Raw genomic sequence first — 19,178 nt, forward strand, 5'->3', positions numbered from 1 at the left:
AGCGCTACGTCGCCCGCGAGGTCTTCTCGCTGCTGCCACGTGTCGGGCTCACACCGCTCCCGGCATGACTGCTTGACAGTCATAGGGGCATCCAAGCCGTGTTCATGGAGACCCTGAACGTACGTGGACTCGCGCGTGGACGCCTCGCGAAGAGCGTGTACGACGCCGGATGGGCGCAGTTCTGTGCCATGTTGCAGTACAAGGCCGCTCGGCGCGGCCGGACTTCTATCAAGATCAGCCGCACCTTCCCGTCCTCTCGTGTCTGCTCGAACTGCGGGCGCCACGACGGACCCAAACCTCTGCGCGTCCGTCGATGGGTGTGCCCCAGCTGTGACAGCACACACGACCGAGACTGGAACGCAGCAAAGAACATTAGATATGAGGGCCGTCGTCTGAGGGCCCAAGCACCATCCGCCGACGGACTGTCGGCCCCGGCCGGGTAACTGAGCCGGGTAAACGCCTGCGGATCGCTGTAAGACTCCTGCTCGGCAACCAGGAGCGCGCGAGCAAGCCCCACAACGGGGAGGAAACAGGAACCGACCACCACACTCCACGCAGCGAAGCAGGTGCGGAGTGAGGTAGGGATCCTTCGTAACCACGCGAGGGAGATCGGAAGTCAATTCTTCACTAACACGTCAGCCAACATCATCGGCCTCTTCACCGCCACCCTCGACGCCGTCGGCGTCCAGTGGAAGGCCGCTACGCGCGCCACCGGCGCCACCAACATCTCCATCGCCCGCCAGGGCACCCACATCGGCCCCAAGTACTGAGAGCGGCGCGGCCCTTCCACCGGAGGGGCCGCGCCGCCAACGAAGCCTCAGACGTCCAGGGTCCCCACGTGGTGGACGCGGACGAGGTTGGTGGAGCCCGCCAGGCCCGGGGGCGAACCCGCCGTGATGATGACGATGTCGCCCTTCTGGCAGCGGCCCAGGGACAGCAGCGCCGCGTCGACCTGTTCGACCATCTGGTCCGTGGTCGGGGCGAAGGGGCCGAGGAAGGTCTCCACGCCCCAGGTGAGGGCGAGTTGGCTGCGCACCGCCGGTTCGTAGGTGAAGGCGAGCACGGGAATGGGCGAGCGGTAACGGGTCAATCGCCGCGCCGTGTCGCCGGACTGGGTGAAGGCGATGAGGTACTTGGCGTGCAGGAAGTCGCCGATCTCGGCCGCCGCGCGGGCGACGGCGCCGCCCTGGGTCCGCGGCTTGGTGCCGGTGGTCAGCGGGGGCAGGCCTGCCGCCAGGATGTCGTTCTCGGCGGCCTCGATGATCCGGCCCATGGTCCTGACCGTCTCGACGGGGTACTTGCCGACGGAGGTCTCCCCGGAGAGCATGACCGCGTCCGTGCCGTCGAGCACCGCGTTGGCGACGTCGGAGGCCTCGGCGCGCGTCGGCCGGGAGGCGTTGATCATCGAGTCGAGCATCTGGGTCGCCACGATGACCGGCTTGGCGTTGCGCTTGGCGAGCTTGATGGCACGCTTCTGGACGAGCGGGACCTGTTCGAGGGGCATCTCCACGCCCAGGTCCCCGCGGGCCACCATGATGCCGTCGAAGGCGTCCACGATGGAGTCCAGGTTCTCGACCGCCTGCGGCTTCTCGATCTTGGCGATGACCGGGACGTGCCGCCCCTCCTCGTCCATCACCCGGTGCACGTCCTCGATGTCGCGGCCGCTGCGGACGAAGGAGAGCGCGATCAGGTCGGCCCCGGTGCGCAGCGCCCATCGCAGGTCGGCGACGTCCTTGTCGCTGAGTGCGGGGACGGAGACGGCGACGCCGGGGAGGTTGAGGCCCTTGTGGTCGGAGACGAGTCCGCCTTCGATGACGAGGCATCGCACCCGCGGGCCGTCGACGTCGACGACTTCCAGGGTGACGCGTCCGTCGTCGACGAGGATGCGTTCGCCGCGGCTGACGTCGCCGGCGAGGCCGGCGTAGGTGGTGCCGCAGATGTTGTTGTCCCCCACGACGCCGTTGTCGGTGGAGATGGTGAACTCGTCGCCGCGTTCGAGAAGTACGGGTCCGTGGGCGAAGGTGTCGAGCCGGATCTTCGGGCCTTGAAGGTCGGCGAGGATGCCGACGCTCCGGCCGGTTTCGTCGGCGGCCTTGCGGACGCGACGGTAGCGTTCCTCGTGTTCGGCGTGGGAGCCGTGGCTGAGGTTGAATCGGGCGATGTCCATCCCGGCGTCGACCAGGGATTTGATCCGGTCGTACGAGTCGGTGGCCGGCCCGAGGGTGCAGACGATTTTTGCTCGGCGCATACTGCTGAGGGTAGGCATTACCGGCGCGTAACCTCGACGTGGGTCCGGACTACGGGATGACCTTTGGGGTAAGGCGAGTTGAACAATCTGACACACCCTCGGACCGGTGTGCGAAGGCCCCTCGACGGCGGTGCGAGGGCGAGCCGCGAGGGCAAGCCGCGAGTCCCCGGCCGATGCGATTCCGTGAAACGGTGTTCACCCCTGGTTCACCATTTCTTCCGGTCGTGCTCCCCGCCCGGCGGGACGCTCGTCACCCCCGGGTAACCGCGCCCGGGGACGGAGCGACGAGGGGGAGGCGCTCGGCATGAGACGCGCTCTGGGGGTGCTCGCCGCCCTGGCCCTGCTGGGCGGGGTGACGTACGCGCTGGTCCCGGACGACGGCCCGAAACCGCAGAAGACGGTCACGGTCACCGGGCTGATCGGTTCGGAGAAGCGGGCGTTCTTCGAAAGCCCCGAAGTGAAGGCCGAGTTGGCGAAGCAGGGCCTGGAGGTCCACGCCGATTCGACCGGGTCCTGGACGATGAGCGAGCAGGCGAAGAACAACTCCGGGCTGGACTTCGCGTTCCCGGCGAGCACCGCGCCGGCCCGCGAGATCCAGCGCAACTGGGGGCAGCAGGATTCCCCGCTGGTGCCGTTCTACTCACCGCTGGTGGTGGTGGCGCACGCGCCGGTCGCGCAGATCCTCAAGGACAACAAGCTGGCGGCGCCGGACGATTCGGGCGTCTGGACGTTCAAGATGGACGAGTACGTCAACGACCTGAAGGCGAACCGCAGGTGGCAGGACCTGACGAACGCCGAGGGCCACGGCGATCTGGCCGGGCCGATCTACATCACCACCACTGATCCGGAGAGTTCCTCCTCCGGCGCGCTGTACGTCGCGTTGCTGTCGTACGTCCTCAACAACCACCAGGTGGTCTCCGACGACGCGGGCGTGGAAGCCACCCGGCCCGTGCTGCACCAGGCGACCGCGATGCAGGGCGGTCAGAAGAGCAGCAGCGACGAGCCGTTCCGGGACTTCCAGGCGGGGGTCGGCAATCCGTTGCTGTTCGGGTACGAGTCCCAGGTCGCCGCGTTGACGGCGCAGGGCCAGTCGGCCGGCGACACGGTGGTGATGTACCCGGACACCACGGTCTACTCCGACCACACCATCATCGCCCGGACCGAGAACGGCAGGAAGCTGGCCGCCCTGCTCCAGGACGACGACGCGCTGCGCACGCTGGAGGCCCGGTTCGGTTTCCGTCCGCAGGCCCGCCCCGGCGCCTTCGCCGAACTGGTGAAGGGCAGCAGGCAGCCGGCCTTCGCCCAGGACCTGAACGCGGCCAAGGTGAAGCAGTCACCCGTGCCGTCCCTGGACAACCTGCTCAAGCTGACCGCGGCGGCGAAGGGGAGCCCGAAGTGAACGTCCAGACCACCCGTCGCGGTCGAAACGTCCCGACCACCCGCCGCAGTTGGCTGACCGCCGTGCTGGCGGCGGTGCTGGCCGCGGCCACCGCCTGCACCTCGTCGCCCGATCCGGCGCCGGCCCCGAACCCGACCACGCTCGCCGAGACGCCGCGCCCCGGCGTGCTGCGCGTCCTGGCCGGCAGTGAACTGCAGGACCTGCAGCCGGTCCTGGACGACGCCCGCAAGGCGACCGGGGTGACGGTGCAGCTGGCCTTCACCGGCACGCTGGACGGCGCGGACACGGTCTCCTCGGGCCGGGCGGACGGCAAGTACGACGCGGTCTGGTTCCCGTCCAACCAGTACCTGCGCCTGGATCCGACCGGCAGGTCCAAGGTGCTGTCGGAGACCCCGGTGATGGTCTCCCCGGTGGCCGTCGGGGTGCGTTCCTCGGTGCTCGGCGACCTCGGCTGGGGCGACGGCTCGAAGGTCTCCTGGGCGCAGATCGGCGACGCGGCCGCGGCCGGGAAGCTGTCGTACGGGATGTCCGACCCGTCGCGCTCCAACTCCGGCTTCTCCACCCTGGTCGCGGTGGCCTCGGCGTTCTCGGGCGCGGGGTCGGCGCTGACCGAGGCGGACGTGCGGAAGGCGACGCCGCAGCTGAAGCAGTTCTTCACCGGCCAGAAGCTGACCTCCGGTTCCTCGGGGTGGCTGGCGCAGGCGTACACCCGGGCCGAGCCGGGCAAGGTCGGCGCGCTGGTGAACTACGAGTCGGTGCTGCTGTCGATGAACAAGACCCTGCCGCCGGAGCAGCGGCTGACGGTGGTGCGCCCGGTGGACGGCGTGGTCTCGGCGGACTACCCGCTGTCGCTGCTGTCCTCCTCGGGGCAGGGCGAGCGGGATTCCTTCCAGCGGCTGACCGCCTACCTGTTGAAGCAGGACGTGCAGCAGCGCATCTCGGAGCTGACGCTGCGCCGCCCGGTGGCGGCGGGCGCGGCCCCGGCGGCGGGGCTGCCGACCGACCGCCGCCGCGAGCTGCCGTTCCCGGGGACGCGGGCGGTGGCGGACGGTCTGCTGGCCTCGTACCAGAACGAGCTGCGCCGCCCGTCGAGGACGGTGTACGTGCTGGACACCTCGGGTTCGATGGAGGGTTCGCGGCTGAACTCGTTGAAGACGGCGCTGGGCCGGCTGACGGGTACGGACGACACCCGCGGGGTGCGGCGGTTCCGGGACCGCGAGGAGGTGACGCTGATCTCCTTCGCCTCGCAGGTGAAGTGGACGAAGACGCACGTGGTGCCGCCCTCGGGCGGGACGCCGGGTCCGGAGGCGGAGCTGGCGTCGATCAACGCCGATGTCCAGTCGCTGCGGGCGGAGGGCGGTACGGCGCTGTACGACTCGCTGGAGCAGGCGTACCGGGTGATCGAGGAGCAGCAGAAGGCGGCGGGCGACGACCGGTTCACCTCGATCGTGCTGATGACGGACGGGGAGAGCAACGAGGGCGCCACCGACGGCGACTTCAAGCGCTTCCACGACGCGTTGCCGCCCGGCGAGAAGGCGATCCCGGTGTTCCCGATCAAGTTCGGCGAGGCGGCGGTGAGCCAGTTGCAGGGGATCGCGGACGTGAGCGGCGGCAAGCTGTTCGACGGCGGCGGTTCGCTGGACGGGGTGTTCGAGGAGATCCGTGGCTACCAGTGACGGGTACGGCCGGAGGGCGCTGCAGTACCTGGAGTCGGCCAGGAACCTGGTGGGCTGCGGGGGCGGCGCCCTCGGGCTGGGGCTGCACTTCGCCGGGCTGGGCGGGGCGTGGTGGCCGGCGGTGGTGGCGGGGCTGTACGGGGCCGGCGCGCTGCTGACGCCTGGCCCGAAGCCCCCGCCCCCACCGCCGCCGCCTGCGCCTGCGTCTGCGTCTGCGTCTGCGCCGTCCGAGAGGGTCGACCCGCCGTCCGCCCCCGAACTGGTCGCGCTCATCGCCTACCTGGACACCGTCCCGCTGCCCGCCTCGGCCGGGGTGGACGCGCTGCTGGCGGCGCTGCGCGAGACCGGGCCCGGTCCGACGGTCGACCCGATCGTGCGGCATCGGCTGCCGGTCGCGGTGGACGGCTACCTGCGGGCCCGGACCTGGCTGCCGTGGGCGGGCCCGGACGCGCCGGACCCGGCGGCGGAGCTGGGCCGGGAGGTGAAACAGCTGGCGGCCGAACTCGGCTGAACGGCCCGCACAGTGGCCGGATATCGACCGTCCTGCCCCATACCATCCCCGCTCCCGCCCATCCCGGTCACGAACGAGTCGCCAAGATCTCACCTGTTGGAAACGTCGGAGGGCTATCCAGCGGCCCGGCCCGCACGGCACACTTCTACGCGCGTCCTTCTACGCGCGTCACCGCATCCGCGGACGCGCCACGCACCTCGTACGTCCACAAGTTGACGGCCCATCCGCCGTCGTTCCCCACTCGGGAGAGTCGTCCATGCCCCTGAACCGCCGTGACTTCGTCACCCGGTCCGCCGCCACCGCCGCCGGCGCCGCCCTGGCCGGCGGAGCCGTCGTCGCCGCCGCCCCCGCCGCCGCGGCCGCCGAGCCGGACACGGCGGCCGCCAAGGGCAGCAAGCGCAAGCCCCACCGCCAGGCCTTCACCGTCATGGGCACCACCGACCTGCACGGCCGGGTGCTCAACTGGGACTACTTCACCGACGCCGAGTACGTCGACAAGGCCCACAACGCCGTCGGCCTCGCCAAGATCTCCACCCTGGCCAACCAGGTCCGCGAGGACAAGGGCTGGGACCGCTGCCTGCTCATCGACTCGGGCGACATCATCCAGGGCACCCAGCTCACCTACTACTACGCCCGGATCGAGCCGATCGCCACCGACGGCGACAACGTGCCGGACCACCCGATGGCCGTCGCCATGAACCTCATGGGCTACGACGCCGCCGCGCTCGGCAACCACGAGTTCAACTACGGCATCCCCACCGTGAAGGCCTTCGAGGACCAGCTGGAGTTCCCGCTGCTGGGCGCCAACGCCCTGCACGCGAAGAACGAGAAGCCCGCCTTCAAGCCGTACGTGATCAAGGAGGTGTGGCTGGACGAGGACACCCCGATCAAGGTCGGCATCCTCGGCCTCACCAACCCGGGCATCGCGATCTGGGACAAGGCCAACGTCGCCGGCCAGATGGTCTTCCCGGGCATCGTCGAGACCGCCGCCAAGTACGTGCCCCGGATGAAGGCCGCGGGCGCGGACGTCATCGTGGTCTCCGCCCACTCCGGCATCGACGAGGCCACCACCTACGGCGACCAGCTCCCCTGGCCCGAGGACGCCTCCGGCGAGATGGCCGAGACCGTCCCGGACATCGACGCGGTGCTGGTGGGTCACACCCACAAGGAGGTCGCCCAGCGCCTCATCGTCAACAAGAAGACCGGCAAGACGGTCGTGCTCTCCGAGCCGCTGTGCTGGGGCCAGCGCCTGAGCTGCTTCGACTTCGAGGTCGAGTTCGTCGACGGCCACTGGAAGGTCGCCTCGGTCTCCGCCCGGGTGCTGAACTCCAACACCGTGCCGGAGAACCCGGAGATCAGCGACGCCATCGTCGACCAGCACAAGAAGGTCGTGGCGTACGTCAACCAGAACATCGGCAACAGCAAGATCGAGCTGTCGATCGCCGACGCCCGGTTCAAGGCCACCCCGATCGTCGACCTGATCGGCAAGGTCCAGGCCGACGCCGTGAAGGCCGCGCTGGCGGGCGGGCAGTACGCCAGCCTCCCGGTCCTGGCCCAGGCCGCCCCGTTCAACCGCACCGCGCTGATCCCGGCCGGCCAGGTCAAGCTGCGCGACGCGGCCGGCCTGTACATCTACGAGAACACCCTGGAGGCCCGCATCCTGACGGGCGCCCAGCTCAAGGACTACCTGGAGTTCTCGGCCAAGTACTACAACCAGCTCGCCGCGGGCGCCCCGGTGAACAAGGACACCCTGACCAACGCCGAGGACACCCCGGACTACAACTACGACTCGGTCTACGGCCTGAGCTACGACATCGACATCGCCCAGCCCAAGGGCAGCCGGATCGTCAACCTCAGCTTCCAGGGCAAGCCGATCGACCCGAACGCCCAGTTCGTCCTCGCGGTCAACAACTACCGCGCCAACGGCGGCGGCAACTTCCCGCACGTCGCCACCGCCAAGGCGGTCTGGACGAACTCCGACGAGATCCGCAACACCATGATCGCCTGGGTCAAGGCCAAGGGCGTCATCGACCCCGCCGACTTCTTCACCGACTCCTGGCGCCTCGTCCGCGCCGGCCAGCCGGTGTTCTAGTCGCACTACCGAGGCGCCGCCGGGTCCGTGCCCGGCGGCGCCTCGCCGTTCCGCGGCCGGTGAGATCACGGTCCACTGACCCACTCACCCCGCGAGACGATCGGACATCCAGCCGAGACTGAAGGATATTCATCCGCTCACTCCATCTCCCTATCGTTGAGCACATCGCGAACGGCCCCCAACCAGGCCGGTGTTGAGCGAACCATCACGAGGGAGAAGGCAATGCGCGCGATCGTGCAGCAGGAGTTCGGCGGCCCCGAGGTCATGGAGCTGGCCGAGGTGGAGCGCCCGAAGCCGTTGAGCGGCGAGGTGCTGGTGCGGGTGAAGGCCGCCGGGGTGAACCCGGTCGACGTGGCGGTGCGGGCCGGGGCGTTCCCGCTGCTGGGAGAGCCGCCGTTCACGGTGGGCTGGGACGTCTCCGGGGTGGTCGAGGAGGTCGGCCCGGGGGCCCGCTACCGGGTGGGCGAGGAGGTGTACGGGATGCCGTTCTTCCCGCGTGCCGCCGGCGCCTACGCCGAGTACGTGGCCGCGCCGTCCCGCCAACTGGCCCGCAAGCCCGCTTCCCTGGACCACACCCAGGCCGCCGCGCTGCCGCTGGCCGCGCTGACCGCCTGGCAGGGCCTGGTGGACCTGGCGAAGGTCGGCGAGGGCGACCGGGTGCTGGTCCACCGCGCGGCCGGCGGCGTCGGCCACCTCGCCGTGCAGATCGCCAAGGCCCGCGGCGCGTACGTGATAGCCCTCGCCAGCGAGGGCAAGCACGCCTTCCTCAAGGAGATCGGCGCCGACGAGCTGATCGACTACCGGACCACGGACTACACCGAGGCCGTCCAGGACGTCGACATCGTCTTCGACTCCTCCTCCGAGGGCACCCGCGCCCTGGAGGTGCTGAAGCCGGGCGGCACCCTGGTCAGCATCATGGAGCACTGGAACCAGGAGCTGGCCACCGCGATCGAGGCCGCCGGACGGCGCTTCGCGGGCGTCTCGGTCGAGCCCGACTACGCCGCGCTGGAGGCGATCGCCGCCCTGGTGGACGAGGGCCTGATCCGCCCGTACGTCACCGCGGCCTTCCCTCTCGCCGAGGCCGCGAAGGCCCACGACCTGGTCGGCTCCGGTACCGTCCAGGGCAAGGTCGTACTGACCGTTGAGTGACGAGAACCCCCGGGGGCGGACCATGGACATCCTGACCGAGGCGCTGGCCTCGATGCGCACGGCGCACCCCGCGTCGGTGCGCACCGAGGGCCGCGCGCCCTGGGCCCTCCGGCTGCCCCCGGTCGTCGGGGCGGGCTTCCACGTGGTGCTGTACGGCACCTGCTGGCTGGTACCGGCCGACCCGGCCGCCACCGGTGAGCCCGTCCCCCTCAGCCCCGGGGACGTCATCTTCCTGCGGGACGGCCGGGGCCACGTCCTGGCCGACACCCCGGACACCCCGCCGGTGGACGCCGAGGCCTGCCGGATCGACGCCGGCCCGCCGATCGGCACCCTGACGATCGGCGGCGAGGGGGCCCGCACCAGCCTGCTGTGCGGCAACTACCACCTGGACCAGGGCCGCCCGCACCCGATGGTCCGCCAGCTGCCGGCCCTGATCCACCTGCCGACCCGGCACGGCCGCCACCCCGAACTGGCCGCCGCCGTGCAGCTGTTGGGCGCGGAGCTGGAGAACCCGCGGATCGGCTCGACCGGTATCGTCCCGGCACTGATCGACTCGCTGCTGCTGTACGTCCTGCGGGCCTGGTTCGAGGACCAGCCGCCCGCGGCCGCCGCGGGCTGGGCGGCGGCCCTGCGGGACACCGCCGTGGCGCCCGCCCTGAACGCCATCCACGAGGCCCCGGAGACCTCCTGGACGGTGGAGTCGCTGGCGGACCGGGCGGGCCTGTCCCGCGCCGCCTTCGCCCGCCGCTTCACCTCGATGGTGGGCGAGCCGCCGATGGCGTACCTGACCCGCTGGCGGATGACCACCGCCGCCCGGCTGCTGCGCGAGTCGGAGGCGCCGCTGACGGCGGTGGCCGCGCAGACCGGGTACGGCTCGGAGTACGCCTTCGCGAAGGCGTTCAAGCGGGAGTTCGGCCGGGCCCCCGGCGGCTACCGCCGGGAGGCCCGCGCCGCCTAGGGCGTGTCTGACACGGCCCCGAGGGCTCTAGAACGGGAACGGCGCCCGCCCGTGCTGCACCGAGATCCACTTCACCGTGGTGAAGGCGTCCACCGTGGACTCCCCGTTGAGCCGGCCGACCCCGGAGTTCTTCTCCCCGCCGAACGGCACCCCGGGCTCGTCCGCGATGGTCCCGCCGTTGACGTGGATCATGCCGGTCTCGATCCGCCGGGCGACCCGCACCCCGCGCTCGACGTCCGCGGTGTGCACCGCGCCGCTGAGCCCGAAGGGCGTGTCGTTGGCGATCCGGACGGCCTCGTCCTCGCCGTCGAAGGGCACCAGCAGCGCCACCGGGCCGAAGAGTTCGCGCCGCAGGATGGGCGCGTCCTCGGCCAGGTCGGTGAGCACGGTGGGCGCCATCAGGCTTCCGGTCGTGGTCCCGCGCAGCAGCGCGGTGGCACCGGCCGCGATCGCCTGGTCGACCTGCGCGTCGATCGCGTCGGCCTGGACGGAGTTGATCAGCGGGCCGATGTGGGTGGCCGGGTCCTTGGGGTCGCCGACGGTCAGCGAGGCGGTCTTGGCGACGAACTTCTCGGTGAACTCGGCGAGCACGCTGCGGTCGACCAGCACCCGGTTGGCGGCCATGCAGACCTGGCCCTGGTGGACGAAGCGGCTGAACACGGCGGCGTCCACGGCGTAGTCGAGGTCGGCGTCGTCCAGCACGATCAGCGCGCTGTTGCCGCCGAGCTCCAGCACCGTCCGCTTGAAGTGGGCGGCGGCGACGGTGGCGACGTGCCGGCCGACCTGGTCGGAGCCGGTGAAGGAGATCACCTTGGGCACCGGGTGCTCCAGGAAGCTGTCGCCGATCTCCGCGATGTCGGTGATGACCACGTTCAGCAGGCCGGGCGGCAGGCCCGCGTCCTCGAAGAGCTTGGCGATCAGGCTGCCGCCGACGACCGGGGTCTCCTGGTGCGGCTTGAGCACCACGCCGTTGCCGAGCGCGAGCGCCGGGGCGACGGCCTTGATGGCCAGGAACAGCGGGAAGTTGAACGGGCTGATCACACCGACCACGCCGACCGGCAGCCGGAGCAGGCGGTTCTCCTTGCCCGGCGCGGTCGAGGGCAGCAGCCGCCCCTCGGAGGCCACCGACAGGTGCAGGCACTCCCGCAGCATGTCCTTGACCAGGGACAGCTCGAAGCCGGCCTTGAGCGCGGTGCCGCCGAGTTCGACCATGATCGCCCGGACGATCTCGTCCTCGCGCTCCTCGACCAGCCGCAGCGCGCGCTCGAAGACCAGCCGGCGCTGGTAGGGGTTGGTGGCGGCCCAGCCGCGCTGGGCGCGCTCGGCGGCACGGTAGGCCCGGTCGACCTCGGCGACGGTGGCCACGGTGATGGTGGCCAGCTTGTCACCGGTGTACGGGTCGACGTCGACGATGTCCCAGGAGCCGCTGCCGCCGCACCATTCGCCGTCGATGTACTGCAGCGCCAACTCGGAGAAGTACGACATCTGATCCCTCTCGTGCCCGACCTGATGGGACCTCATCGTACTGATGTGTCAAAGCTCTTGGCGTATGGAGTGCAGAAGATCGCGGGTCGGTCCGGGTTCGAGGCTCTCGGCGAGCAGCCCGTCCATCGCCTGCCGGTAGGAGGCGACCTCGGTGGGCTTGTCCACGTAGAGCGCGGTGGTGAACTGCTCCAGGTAGACCACGTCGGCGAGTTCGGCCTCGCTGAAGCCCAGCACGCTGAACGCGCCGCTCTCGGCGCTCAGCGCGGCGCCGCCGAGCGGGCGCACCTGCAGCCGCACGTTGGGCAGTTCGGCGAGTTCGAGCAGCCGGTCGAGCTGGCCGCGCATCAGCTCCGGCCCGCCCCAGGGGCGGCGCAGCGCGGCCTCGTCGAGGACCGCGAGCAGCTCGGGCGGGTGTTCGGCGGTGAGCAGGTCCTGGCGCTTGCGGCGGACCTCGACCCGGCGTTCGATCTCCTCGTCCTGGAGGCCGTGGCAGCCGGCGACGATGACGGCGCGGGCGTAGTCGGCGGTCTGCAGCAGCCCGTGGACGAACTGGACCTCGTAGCTGCGGATCTCGGTGGCGGCCTCCTCCAGCCCGAGGTAGTTCTGGAACCAGGCGGGCAGGACGTCGCCGTAGTCGTGCCACCAGGAGGTGGCGTTGGCCTCCCGGACGAGTCCGAGCACGTTGGCCCGTTCCTGTTCGGCGTCGACGCCGTAGAGGGTGAGGAGGTCCGCGACGTCGCGCTCCTTGAAGCCGACCCGGCCGAGTTCCATCCGGCTGATCTTGGACTCGGAGGCGCGGATCGAGTATCCGGCCTCCTCGCGGCTGACGCCTCTGGACTCGCGGAGCTTGCGCAGCTGGCTGCCGAGCAGCAGGCGCCGTACGGTGGCGCCTCCGCCTGCCTGAGTCGTGCCCATCGAAGTCAACCTCCGCACTCGCGCAGCCCCCCGGCCGTCGGCGGCAGTCTGCCACCTGGCACCGACGAACAACAGTCCGTCCCGGTGCGCGTTTCGGCCGCTGTGCGAAGCCTGGGAGGAGGCTGTGAGCCGGATTTCGGCGCGGAGGTGAAGGCGCAGGTGGGAGCGCCGGTAAGAGGCGGGTGAGAGCGCGGGTGAGAAGCGCCTGGGAATGCGTCCGAAGCGCCCGGGAAGGACCCGGGAAGCCTTGGGGAAGCGCGGGGGAACGCGCGGGAACGGGTGCGGGAACGCGACGGCGCCCGCCCTCCAACTGGTCGGGGAAGAGGGCAGGCGCCAGGAGACCGCGTTGGCCCGGCGACGCTGGCGGGGGCAGCGGGTTGAGCTCCCGGCGATGCGGCGCCGGGGGTTCGGGGTGGGGCCGGTCAGACCGTCAGGGCCCGTCAGACCACCAGCGGGCGGTCCGTGGGCCGGATCGGGGCGGGAAGCGGGGTCTTGCCGCCCAGGTACTTGTCCACCGCGGCGGCGGCCGAACGGCCTTCCGCGATGGCCCAGACGATCAGCGACTGGCCTCGGCCGGCGTCTCCGCAGACGTACACGCCATCGACATTGGTGGCGAACCGGCCGTCGCGGGCAATGTTACCGCGCGCGTCGAGGTCCGCTCCCAGCTGCTCGACCAGGCCGTTCTTCACGTCCGTCCCGGTGAAGCCCATGGCCAGGGTGACCAGCTGGGCCGGGATGGCCCGCTCGGTGCCCGGGACGGGCTCGAACCGGCCGTCCTTGAACTCGACCTCGACGAGGTGCAGTTCCTGGACGTTGCCGTCCTCGTCGCCGGTGAAGTGGGTGGTGTTCACGGAGTAGACCCGCTCGCCGCCCTCCTCGTGCGCGGAGGTGACCTTGTAGGTCATCGGCATGGTGGGCCAGGGCTGGTGCCCGGGGCGGTCCTCGCTGGGGCGGGGCATGATCTCCAGCTGGGTGACCGACAGGGCGCCCTGGCGGTGGGCGGTGCCGACGCAGTCCGCGCCGGTGTCGCCGCCGCCGATCACGACCACGTGCTTGCCCTTGGCGCTGATCGGCGAGTCGACGAGGTCGCCCTCCTGCACCTTGTTGGCCAGCGGCAGGTACTCCATGGCCTGGTGGACGCCCTTGAGCTCGCGCCCGGGCACCGGCAGGTCGCGGGCGGTGGTGGCGCCGGCGGCGACCACGACGGCGTCGAAGCGCTCGCGCAGCTGCTGCCCGGTGATGTCCTCGCCGACGTGCACGCCGGTGCGGAAGCGGGTGCCCTCCGCGCGCATCTGCTCGATGCGGCGGTTGATGTGGCGCTTCTCCATCTTGAACTCGGGGATGCCGTAGCGCAGCAGTCCGCCGATGCGGTCGGCGCGCTCGTACACGACCACGGTGTGCCCGGCCCGGGTGAGCTGCTGGGCGGCGGCCAGACCGGCCGGGCCGGAGCCGACGACGGCGACGGTCTTGCCGGAGAGCCGCTCGGGGATCTGCGGGGTGACCCCGCCGCGGTCCCAGGCCTTGTCGATGATGGTGACCTCGACGTTCTTGATGGTCACCGCGTCCTGGTTGATGCCGAGCACGCAGGCCGACTCGCAGGGCGCCGGGCACAGCCGCCCGGTGAACTCCGGGAAGTTGTTGGTGGCGTGCAGCCGCTCGATGGCGCCGGTGAAGTCGTCGCGGTAGGCGAGGTCGTTCCACTCGGGGATGAGGTTCCCGAGCGGGCAGCCGTTGTGGCAGAACGGGATGCCGCAGTCCATGCAGCGGCCGGCCTGCTTGGTGATGATCGGCAGGAGGCTGCGCTCGACGTAGACCTCGTTCCAGTCCCGGATGCGAACGTCCACGGGCCGTCGCTCGGCCAGCTGCTTGGGCGTGGTCAGGAAGCCCTTGGGGTCAGCCATGTGCCGCCTCCATCATCTTGCGAGTGGTCTCGGCCTCGGAGAGGCCATCGCGCTCAGCGGCGTCCTTGGCGGCGAGCACTGCCTTGTAGTCGGTCGGCATGATCTTGGAGAAGCGGGAGACCCCGCTGCCCCAGTCGGCCAGGAGCTCGGCGGCGACGGTGGAGCCGGTCTCCTCGTAGTGCTGCTGCACGGTGTCGCGCAGCCAGTCGCGGTCGTCGGCGGTGGGGGCCTCGATGCCGACCATGCCGTCGTTGACGTTGGCGGGGCGCAGGTCCAGGACGTACGCGATGCCGCCGGACATGCCGGCCGCGAGGTTGCGTCCGGTCTCGCCGAGGATGACGACCCGGCCGCCGGTCATGTACTCCAGGCCGTGGTCGCCGACGCCCTCGACGACCAGCGTCGCACCGGAGTTGCGGACGGCGAAGCGCTCACCGGCCTTGCCGCGCAGGTGGATCCGGCCGGAGGTGGCGCCGTAGCCGATGGTGTTGCCGGCGATCACGTGGTTCTGGGCGTCGTTGCCGATGGCCGCGGCCTCGCGCGCGGGGCGCACGACGAGCACACCGCCGGAGAGCCCCTTGCCGACGTAGTCGTTGGCGTCGCCCTCCAGCCGCAGGGTGATCCCCTTCGGCACGAAGGCGCCGAAGGACTGCCCGGCCGAGCCGGTGAAGGTGACGTCGATCGTCCCCTCCGGCAGGCCCTCGCCGCGGTACCGCTTGGTCACCTGGTGGCCGAGCATGGTGCCGACGGTGCGGTTGACGTTGCGGATCGGCAGTTCGAGCCGGACCGACTCGCCGCGCTCCAGGGCGTCCTGGGCCAGCTCGATCAGCTGGTTGTCGAGGGCCTTGTCCAGGGCGTGGTCCTGGGTGGTGGTGCGGTGCCGGGCGGCGCCCTCGGGCAGGGCGGGCACGTGGAACAGCGGGGCCAGGTCGAGCCCGGCGGCCTTCCAGTGGTCGATCGCGGCCCGGGCGTCGATGTGCTCGGCGCGGCCGACGGCCTCCTCGATCGAGCGGAAGCCCAGCGAGGCCAGGATCTCCCGGACCTCCTCGGCGATGAACTCGAAGAAGTTGACGACGAATTCGGGCTTGCCGGAGAAGCGCTCGCGCAGCACCGGGTTCTGGGTGGCGACGCCGACCGGACAGGTGTCCAGGTGGCAGACGCGCATCATGATGCAGCCGGAGACGACCAGCGGGGCGGTGGCGAAGCCGAACTCCTCGGCGCCGAGCAGCGCGGCGATGACGACGTCGCGGCCGGTCTTCAGCTGGCCGTCGGTCTGGACCACGATGCGGTCGCGCAGCCCGTTGAGCAGCAGGGTCTGCTGGGTCTCGGCGAGGCCGAGCTCCCAGGGGCCGCCCGCGTGCTTCAGCGAGGTGAGTGGCGAGGCGCCGGTGCCGCCGTCGTGCCCGGAGACCAGGACGACGTCGGCGTGCGCCTTGGACACGCCGGCCGCGACCGTCCCGACGCCGACCTCGGACACCAGCTTCACGTGGATGCGGGCGGCCGGGTTGGCGTTCTTGAGGTCGTGGATCAGCTGGGCCAGGTCCTCGATCGAGTAGATGTCGTGGTGCGGCGGCGGGGAGATCAGGCCGACGCCCGGAGTGGAGTGCCGGGTCCTGGCGACCCACGGGTAGACCTTGTGGCCGGGCAGCTGGCCGCCCTCGCCGGGCTTGGCGCCCTGGGCCATCTTGATCTGGATGTCGTCGGCGTTGACCAGGTACTCGGAGGTGACGCCGAACCGGCCGGAGGCGACCTGCTTGATCGCCGAGCGGCGCTCGGGGTCGTACAGGCGGTCCGGGTCCTCGCCGCCCTCACCGGTGTTGGACTTGCCGCCGAGGCGGTTCATCGCGATGGCGAGGGTCTCGTGCGCCTCGCGGGAGATCGAGCCGTACGACATGGCGCCGGTGGAGAAGCGCTTGACGATCTCGGAGACCGGCTCGACCTCCTCGACCGGGATCGGCTCCCGGCCGAGGCCCTCCAGCTGGAACAGGCCGCGCAGCGTCATCAGGCGCTCGGACTGCTCGTTCACCCGGTCGGTGTACTGCTTGAAGATGTCGTACCGGCGGTTGCGGGTGGAGTGCTGCAGCCGGAACACGGTGTCCGGGTCGAACAGGTGCGGCTCGCCCTCGCGGCGCCACTGGTACTCGCCGCCGATCTCCAGCGCGCGGTGCGCGGCCGGGATGCCGGAGGCCGGGTAGGCCTTGGCGTGCCGGGCGGCGGTCTCGCGGGCGATCTCCTCCAGGCCGATGCCGCCGAGCTTGGTGGTGGTGCCGGCGAAGTAGCCGTCGACCAGGTCCTGGGAAAGGCCGATGGCCTCGAAGACCTGGGCGCCGCGGTAGGAGGCGACGGTGGAGATGCCCATCTTGGACATCACCTTGAGCACGCCCTTGCCGAGCGCCTTGATCAGGTTCTTGATCGCCTTCTCGGCCTCGACGCCCTCAATGCCCCTCGCATTCAAAAACGTACCCTGGGCGACCAGGTCCTCGACCGACTCCATCGCCAGGTACGGGTTGACCGCGCCGGCGCCGTAGCCGATCAGCAGCGCGACGTGGTGCACCTCGCGCACGTCACCGGCCTCGACCAGCAGCGACACCTGGGTGCGCTGCTTGGTGCGGATCAGGTGGTGGTGGATGGCGGAGGTGAGCAGCAGCGAGGGGATCGGGGCGTGCTCGGCGTCGGAGTGCCGGTCGGAGAGCACGATGATCCGGGCGCCGTCGGCGATCGCGGCGTCGGCCTCGGCGGCGATCTCGGCGAGGCGCGCGGCCAGGCCCTCGCCGCCGCTGGCGACCTTGTAGAGGCCGGACAGCGTGACGGCCTTCAGCCCGGGCTGGTCGCCGTCGGCGTTGATGTGGACGAGCTTGGCCAGTTCGTCGTTGTCGATCACCGGGAAGGTGATGCCGACCGAGCGGCAGGAGGCGGACTCGGCGGTCAGCAGGTTGCCCTCGGGGCCGAGGTTGGACAGCAGCGAGGTGACGAGCTCCTCGCGGATGGCGTCCAGCGGCGGGTTGGTGACCTGCGCGAAGAGCTGCACGAAGTAGTCGAACAGCAGCCGCGGCTTCTCGCTCAGAGCGGCGATCGGCGAGTCGGTGCCCATCGAGCCGAGCGCCTCGCCGCCGGTGCGGGCCATCGGCGCGAGGATGACGCGCAGCTCCTCCTCGGTGTAGCCGAAGGTCTGCTGGCGGCGGGTGACGGAGGCGTGGGTGTGGGCGATGTGCTCGCGCTCGGGGAGATTGGCGAGCTGGATCTGCCCGCCGGTGACCCACTCCTCGTAGGGGTGCTCGGCGGCCAGGCCGGCCTTGATCTCCTCGTCCGGGACGATCCGGTTCTCGTTGAGGCAGACCAGGAACATCTTGCCGGGCTGCAGGCGGCCCTTCTGGACCACCTTCTGCTGGTCGATGTCGAGGACGCCGACCTCGGAGGAGAGCACGACCAGGCCGTCCTCGGTGACCCAGTAGCGGGCCGGGCGCAGGCCGTTGCGGTCGAGCACGGCGCCGATCCGGGTGCCGTCGGTGAAGGTGACGCAGGCCGGGCCGTCCCAGGGCTCCATCAGGTTGGAGTGGTACTGGTAGAACGCGCGGCGGGCCGGGTCCATGGTGGCGTGGTTCTCCCACGCCTCCGGGATCATCATCAGCACCGAGTGCGGCAGCGAACGGCCGCCGAGGTGGAGCAGCTCCAGGACCTCGTCGAAGGAGGCCGAGTCGGAGTGCTCCGGGGTGCAGATCGGGAAGATCCGCTCCAGGCCCTGCCCGTTCTTGTTGGCCGGGATCAGGTCGGTGGCGAGCTGGGACTCCCGGGCGCGCATCCAGTTGCGGTTGCCCTTGACCGTGTTGATCTCGCCGTTGTGCGCGACGAAGCGGTACGGGTGGGCGAGCGGCCAGCTCGGGAAGGTGTTGGTGGAGAACCGGGAGTGCACCAGGCCGAGGGCGGACGCGTAGGTGCGGTCCGACAGGTCGGGGAAGAAGGGCTCCAGCTGGCCGGTGGTCAGCATGCCCTTGTAGACGATGGTGCGGGCGGACAGCGACGGGAAGTACACGCCGGCCTCGCGCTCGGCCCGCTTGCGGACCACGAACGCGATGCGGTCCAGCTCGACGCCGGCCTTCTCATCATGGGCCAGGAACAGCTGCCGGAACCGCGGCATCACGCTGCGCGCGGTGGAACCGAGCAGGTCCGGGGTGACCGGCACGTCACGCCAGCCGAGGACGGTCAGGTCCTCCTCCGCGGCGATCGCCTCGATCTGCGCGACGGCGGCGGCGTCGGCCGCGTCATCGTCGGGCAGGAAGGCTATGCCGACGGCGTAGGAGCCGGCCGCCGGGAGGTCGAAGGAGACCTTCCCGCGCAGGAAGGCGTCCGGGATCTGGGTCAGGATGCCCGCGCCGTCACCGGAGTCCGGCTCGGCGCCGGTGGCGCCGCGGTGCTCCAGGTTGCGCAGGACGTTCAGCGCCTGCTCGACGATGGTGTGGTCGGCGATGCCGGTCAGCGTGGCGACGAAACCGACGCCACAGGCGTCGTGCTCGTTTCGCGGGTCGTACAGGCCCTGAGCAGCAGGTCGCGCATCCGGCACGAGCGCGTACGGCTGGCGGGCGGCGCCGGCCTGAGGCTCGTTGGCGGAGTGCATGGATGCAGACAGCATCGGCTCTCCCGTCGTCGTCTTTCGGCAAGTTGGTGCAAGTAGGGACGACGTTGGCCCTGATGCGATGGTGCGGGGTCGTGCAAGTTACATGATGCCCAGGATCCCGAGAAGCGGAATATGCCGTCCACATCGCGGGACGGTGCGCAGGTCAGGGGGCTGGAAGAAGAGGACGTGCCACGGTGCACGTCCCGACGATTGTGCCCAACCAACCCCTGCCTGA

The 19,178-nt window shown here is 70.7% G+C and carries 13 protein-coding genes; 8 read left to right on the top strand and 5 right to left on the bottom strand.

Annotation, left to right across the window (positions count from 1 at the left end):
- The first annotated feature begins 104 nt into the window (after nucleotides 1-104).
- Together ACIG5E_RS30020 and ACIG5E_RS30025 are read left to right on the top strand one after the other, a co-directional pair.
- Entirely contained in the window at nucleotides 105-443 is a 339-nt protein-coding gene (locus ACIG5E_RS30020) for a zinc ribbon domain-containing protein (protein ID WP_396538646.1), read from the top strand.
- A gap of 123 nt (nucleotides 444-566) precedes the next feature.
- Nucleotides 567-770 carry a hypothetical protein gene (locus tag ACIG5E_RS30025; RefSeq protein ID WP_396538648.1) on the top strand — a complete coding sequence of 68 codons (204 nt, stop codon included), beginning with the start codon at nucleotides 567-569 and terminating at the stop codon, nucleotides 768-770.
- 47 nt (nucleotides 771-817) lie between these two features.
- On the opposite strand, the gene pyk is transcribed toward ACIG5E_RS30025, so the two are convergent.
- On the bottom strand, nucleotides 818-2,248 hold the full coding sequence (gene pyk / locus ACIG5E_RS30030) for a pyruvate kinase (protein WP_396538650.1): 1,431 nt from the start codon (nucleotides 2,246-2,248) through the stop codon (nucleotides 818-820).
- Between the two features lie 304 nt (nucleotides 2,249-2,552).
- Here pyk and ACIG5E_RS30035 point away from each other — a divergent pair, with 304 nt between their 5' ends.
- The 6 genes from ACIG5E_RS30035 to ACIG5E_RS30060 all read left to right on the top strand — a co-directional run bounded on the left by ACIG5E_RS30035 (nucleotide 2,553) and on the right by ACIG5E_RS30060 (nucleotide 10,033).
- Nucleotides 2,553-3,647: a substrate-binding domain-containing protein gene (locus tag ACIG5E_RS30035; RefSeq protein WP_396538652.1), complete on the top strand. Its 1,095-nt coding sequence runs from the start codon at nucleotides 2,553-2,555 to the stop codon at nucleotides 3,645-3,647.
- Complete coding sequence (locus ACIG5E_RS30040; protein WP_396538654.1) at nucleotides 3,644-5,323, top strand: VWA domain-containing protein; 1,680 nt, start codon at nucleotides 3,644-3,646, stop codon at nucleotides 5,321-5,323. Before ACIG5E_RS30035 ends, ACIG5E_RS30040 begins: the two co-directional genes overlap by 4 nt.
- Complete coding sequence (locus ACIG5E_RS30045; RefSeq protein ID WP_396538656.1) at nucleotides 5,310-5,834, top strand: hypothetical protein; 525 nt, start codon at nucleotides 5,310-5,312, stop codon at nucleotides 5,832-5,834. The genes ACIG5E_RS30040 and ACIG5E_RS30045 overlap by 14 nt, the downstream gene beginning before the upstream one ends.
- Before the next feature lie 256 nt (nucleotides 5,835-6,090).
- Entirely contained in the window at nucleotides 6,091-7,926 is a 1,836-nt protein-coding gene (locus tag ACIG5E_RS30050; protein WP_396538658.1) for a bifunctional metallophosphatase/5'-nucleotidase, read from the top strand.
- A gap of 222 nt (nucleotides 7,927-8,148) precedes the next feature.
- Complete coding sequence (locus ACIG5E_RS30055) at nucleotides 8,149-9,075, top strand: NADP-dependent oxidoreductase (RefSeq protein ID WP_396538660.1); 927 nt, start codon at nucleotides 8,149-8,151, stop codon at nucleotides 9,073-9,075.
- Nucleotides 9,068-10,033, top strand: coding sequence for an AraC family transcriptional regulator (locus ACIG5E_RS30060; RefSeq protein WP_396538662.1), 966 nt, complete (start codon nucleotides 9,068-9,070; stop codon nucleotides 10,031-10,033). The genes ACIG5E_RS30055 and ACIG5E_RS30060 overlap by 8 nt, the downstream gene beginning before the upstream one ends.
- A gap of 27 nt (nucleotides 10,034-10,060) precedes the next feature.
- On the opposite strand, the gene ACIG5E_RS30065 is transcribed toward ACIG5E_RS30060, so the two are convergent.
- The 4 genes from ACIG5E_RS30065 to gltB all read right to left on the bottom strand — a co-directional run bounded on the left by ACIG5E_RS30065 (nucleotide 10,061) and on the right by gltB (nucleotide 18,943).
- The gene (locus ACIG5E_RS30065) at nucleotides 10,061-11,518 is read right to left on the bottom strand and encodes an aldehyde dehydrogenase family protein (protein WP_396538664.1); all 1,458 of its coding nucleotides are present in this window, start codon (nucleotides 11,516-11,518) and stop codon (nucleotides 10,061-10,063) included.
- Nucleotides 11,519-11,566: 48 nt separating this feature from the next.
- Nucleotides 11,567-12,433, bottom strand: a complete 867-nt coding sequence (locus tag ACIG5E_RS30070; protein WP_396538666.1) for a helix-turn-helix domain-containing protein — start codon at nucleotides 12,431-12,433, stop codon at nucleotides 11,567-11,569.
- 440 nt (nucleotides 12,434-12,873) lie between these two features.
- Complete coding sequence (locus tag ACIG5E_RS30075) at nucleotides 12,874-14,334, bottom strand: glutamate synthase subunit beta (RefSeq protein WP_396538668.1); 1,461 nt, start codon at nucleotides 14,332-14,334, stop codon at nucleotides 12,874-12,876.
- Nucleotides 14,327-18,943, bottom strand: a complete 4,617-nt coding sequence (gltB, locus tag ACIG5E_RS30080) for a glutamate synthase large subunit (protein ID WP_396538781.1) — start codon at nucleotides 18,941-18,943, stop codon at nucleotides 14,327-14,329. The genes ACIG5E_RS30075 and gltB overlap by 8 nt, the downstream gene beginning before the upstream one ends.
- Nucleotides 18,944-19,178: the final 235 nt, after the last annotated feature.

The sequence above is a fragment of the Kitasatospora sp. NPDC053057 genome (genome assembly GCF_044546945.1).
Taxonomy (GTDB): domain Bacteria; phylum Actinomycetota; class Actinomycetes; order Streptomycetales; family Streptomycetaceae; genus Kitasatospora.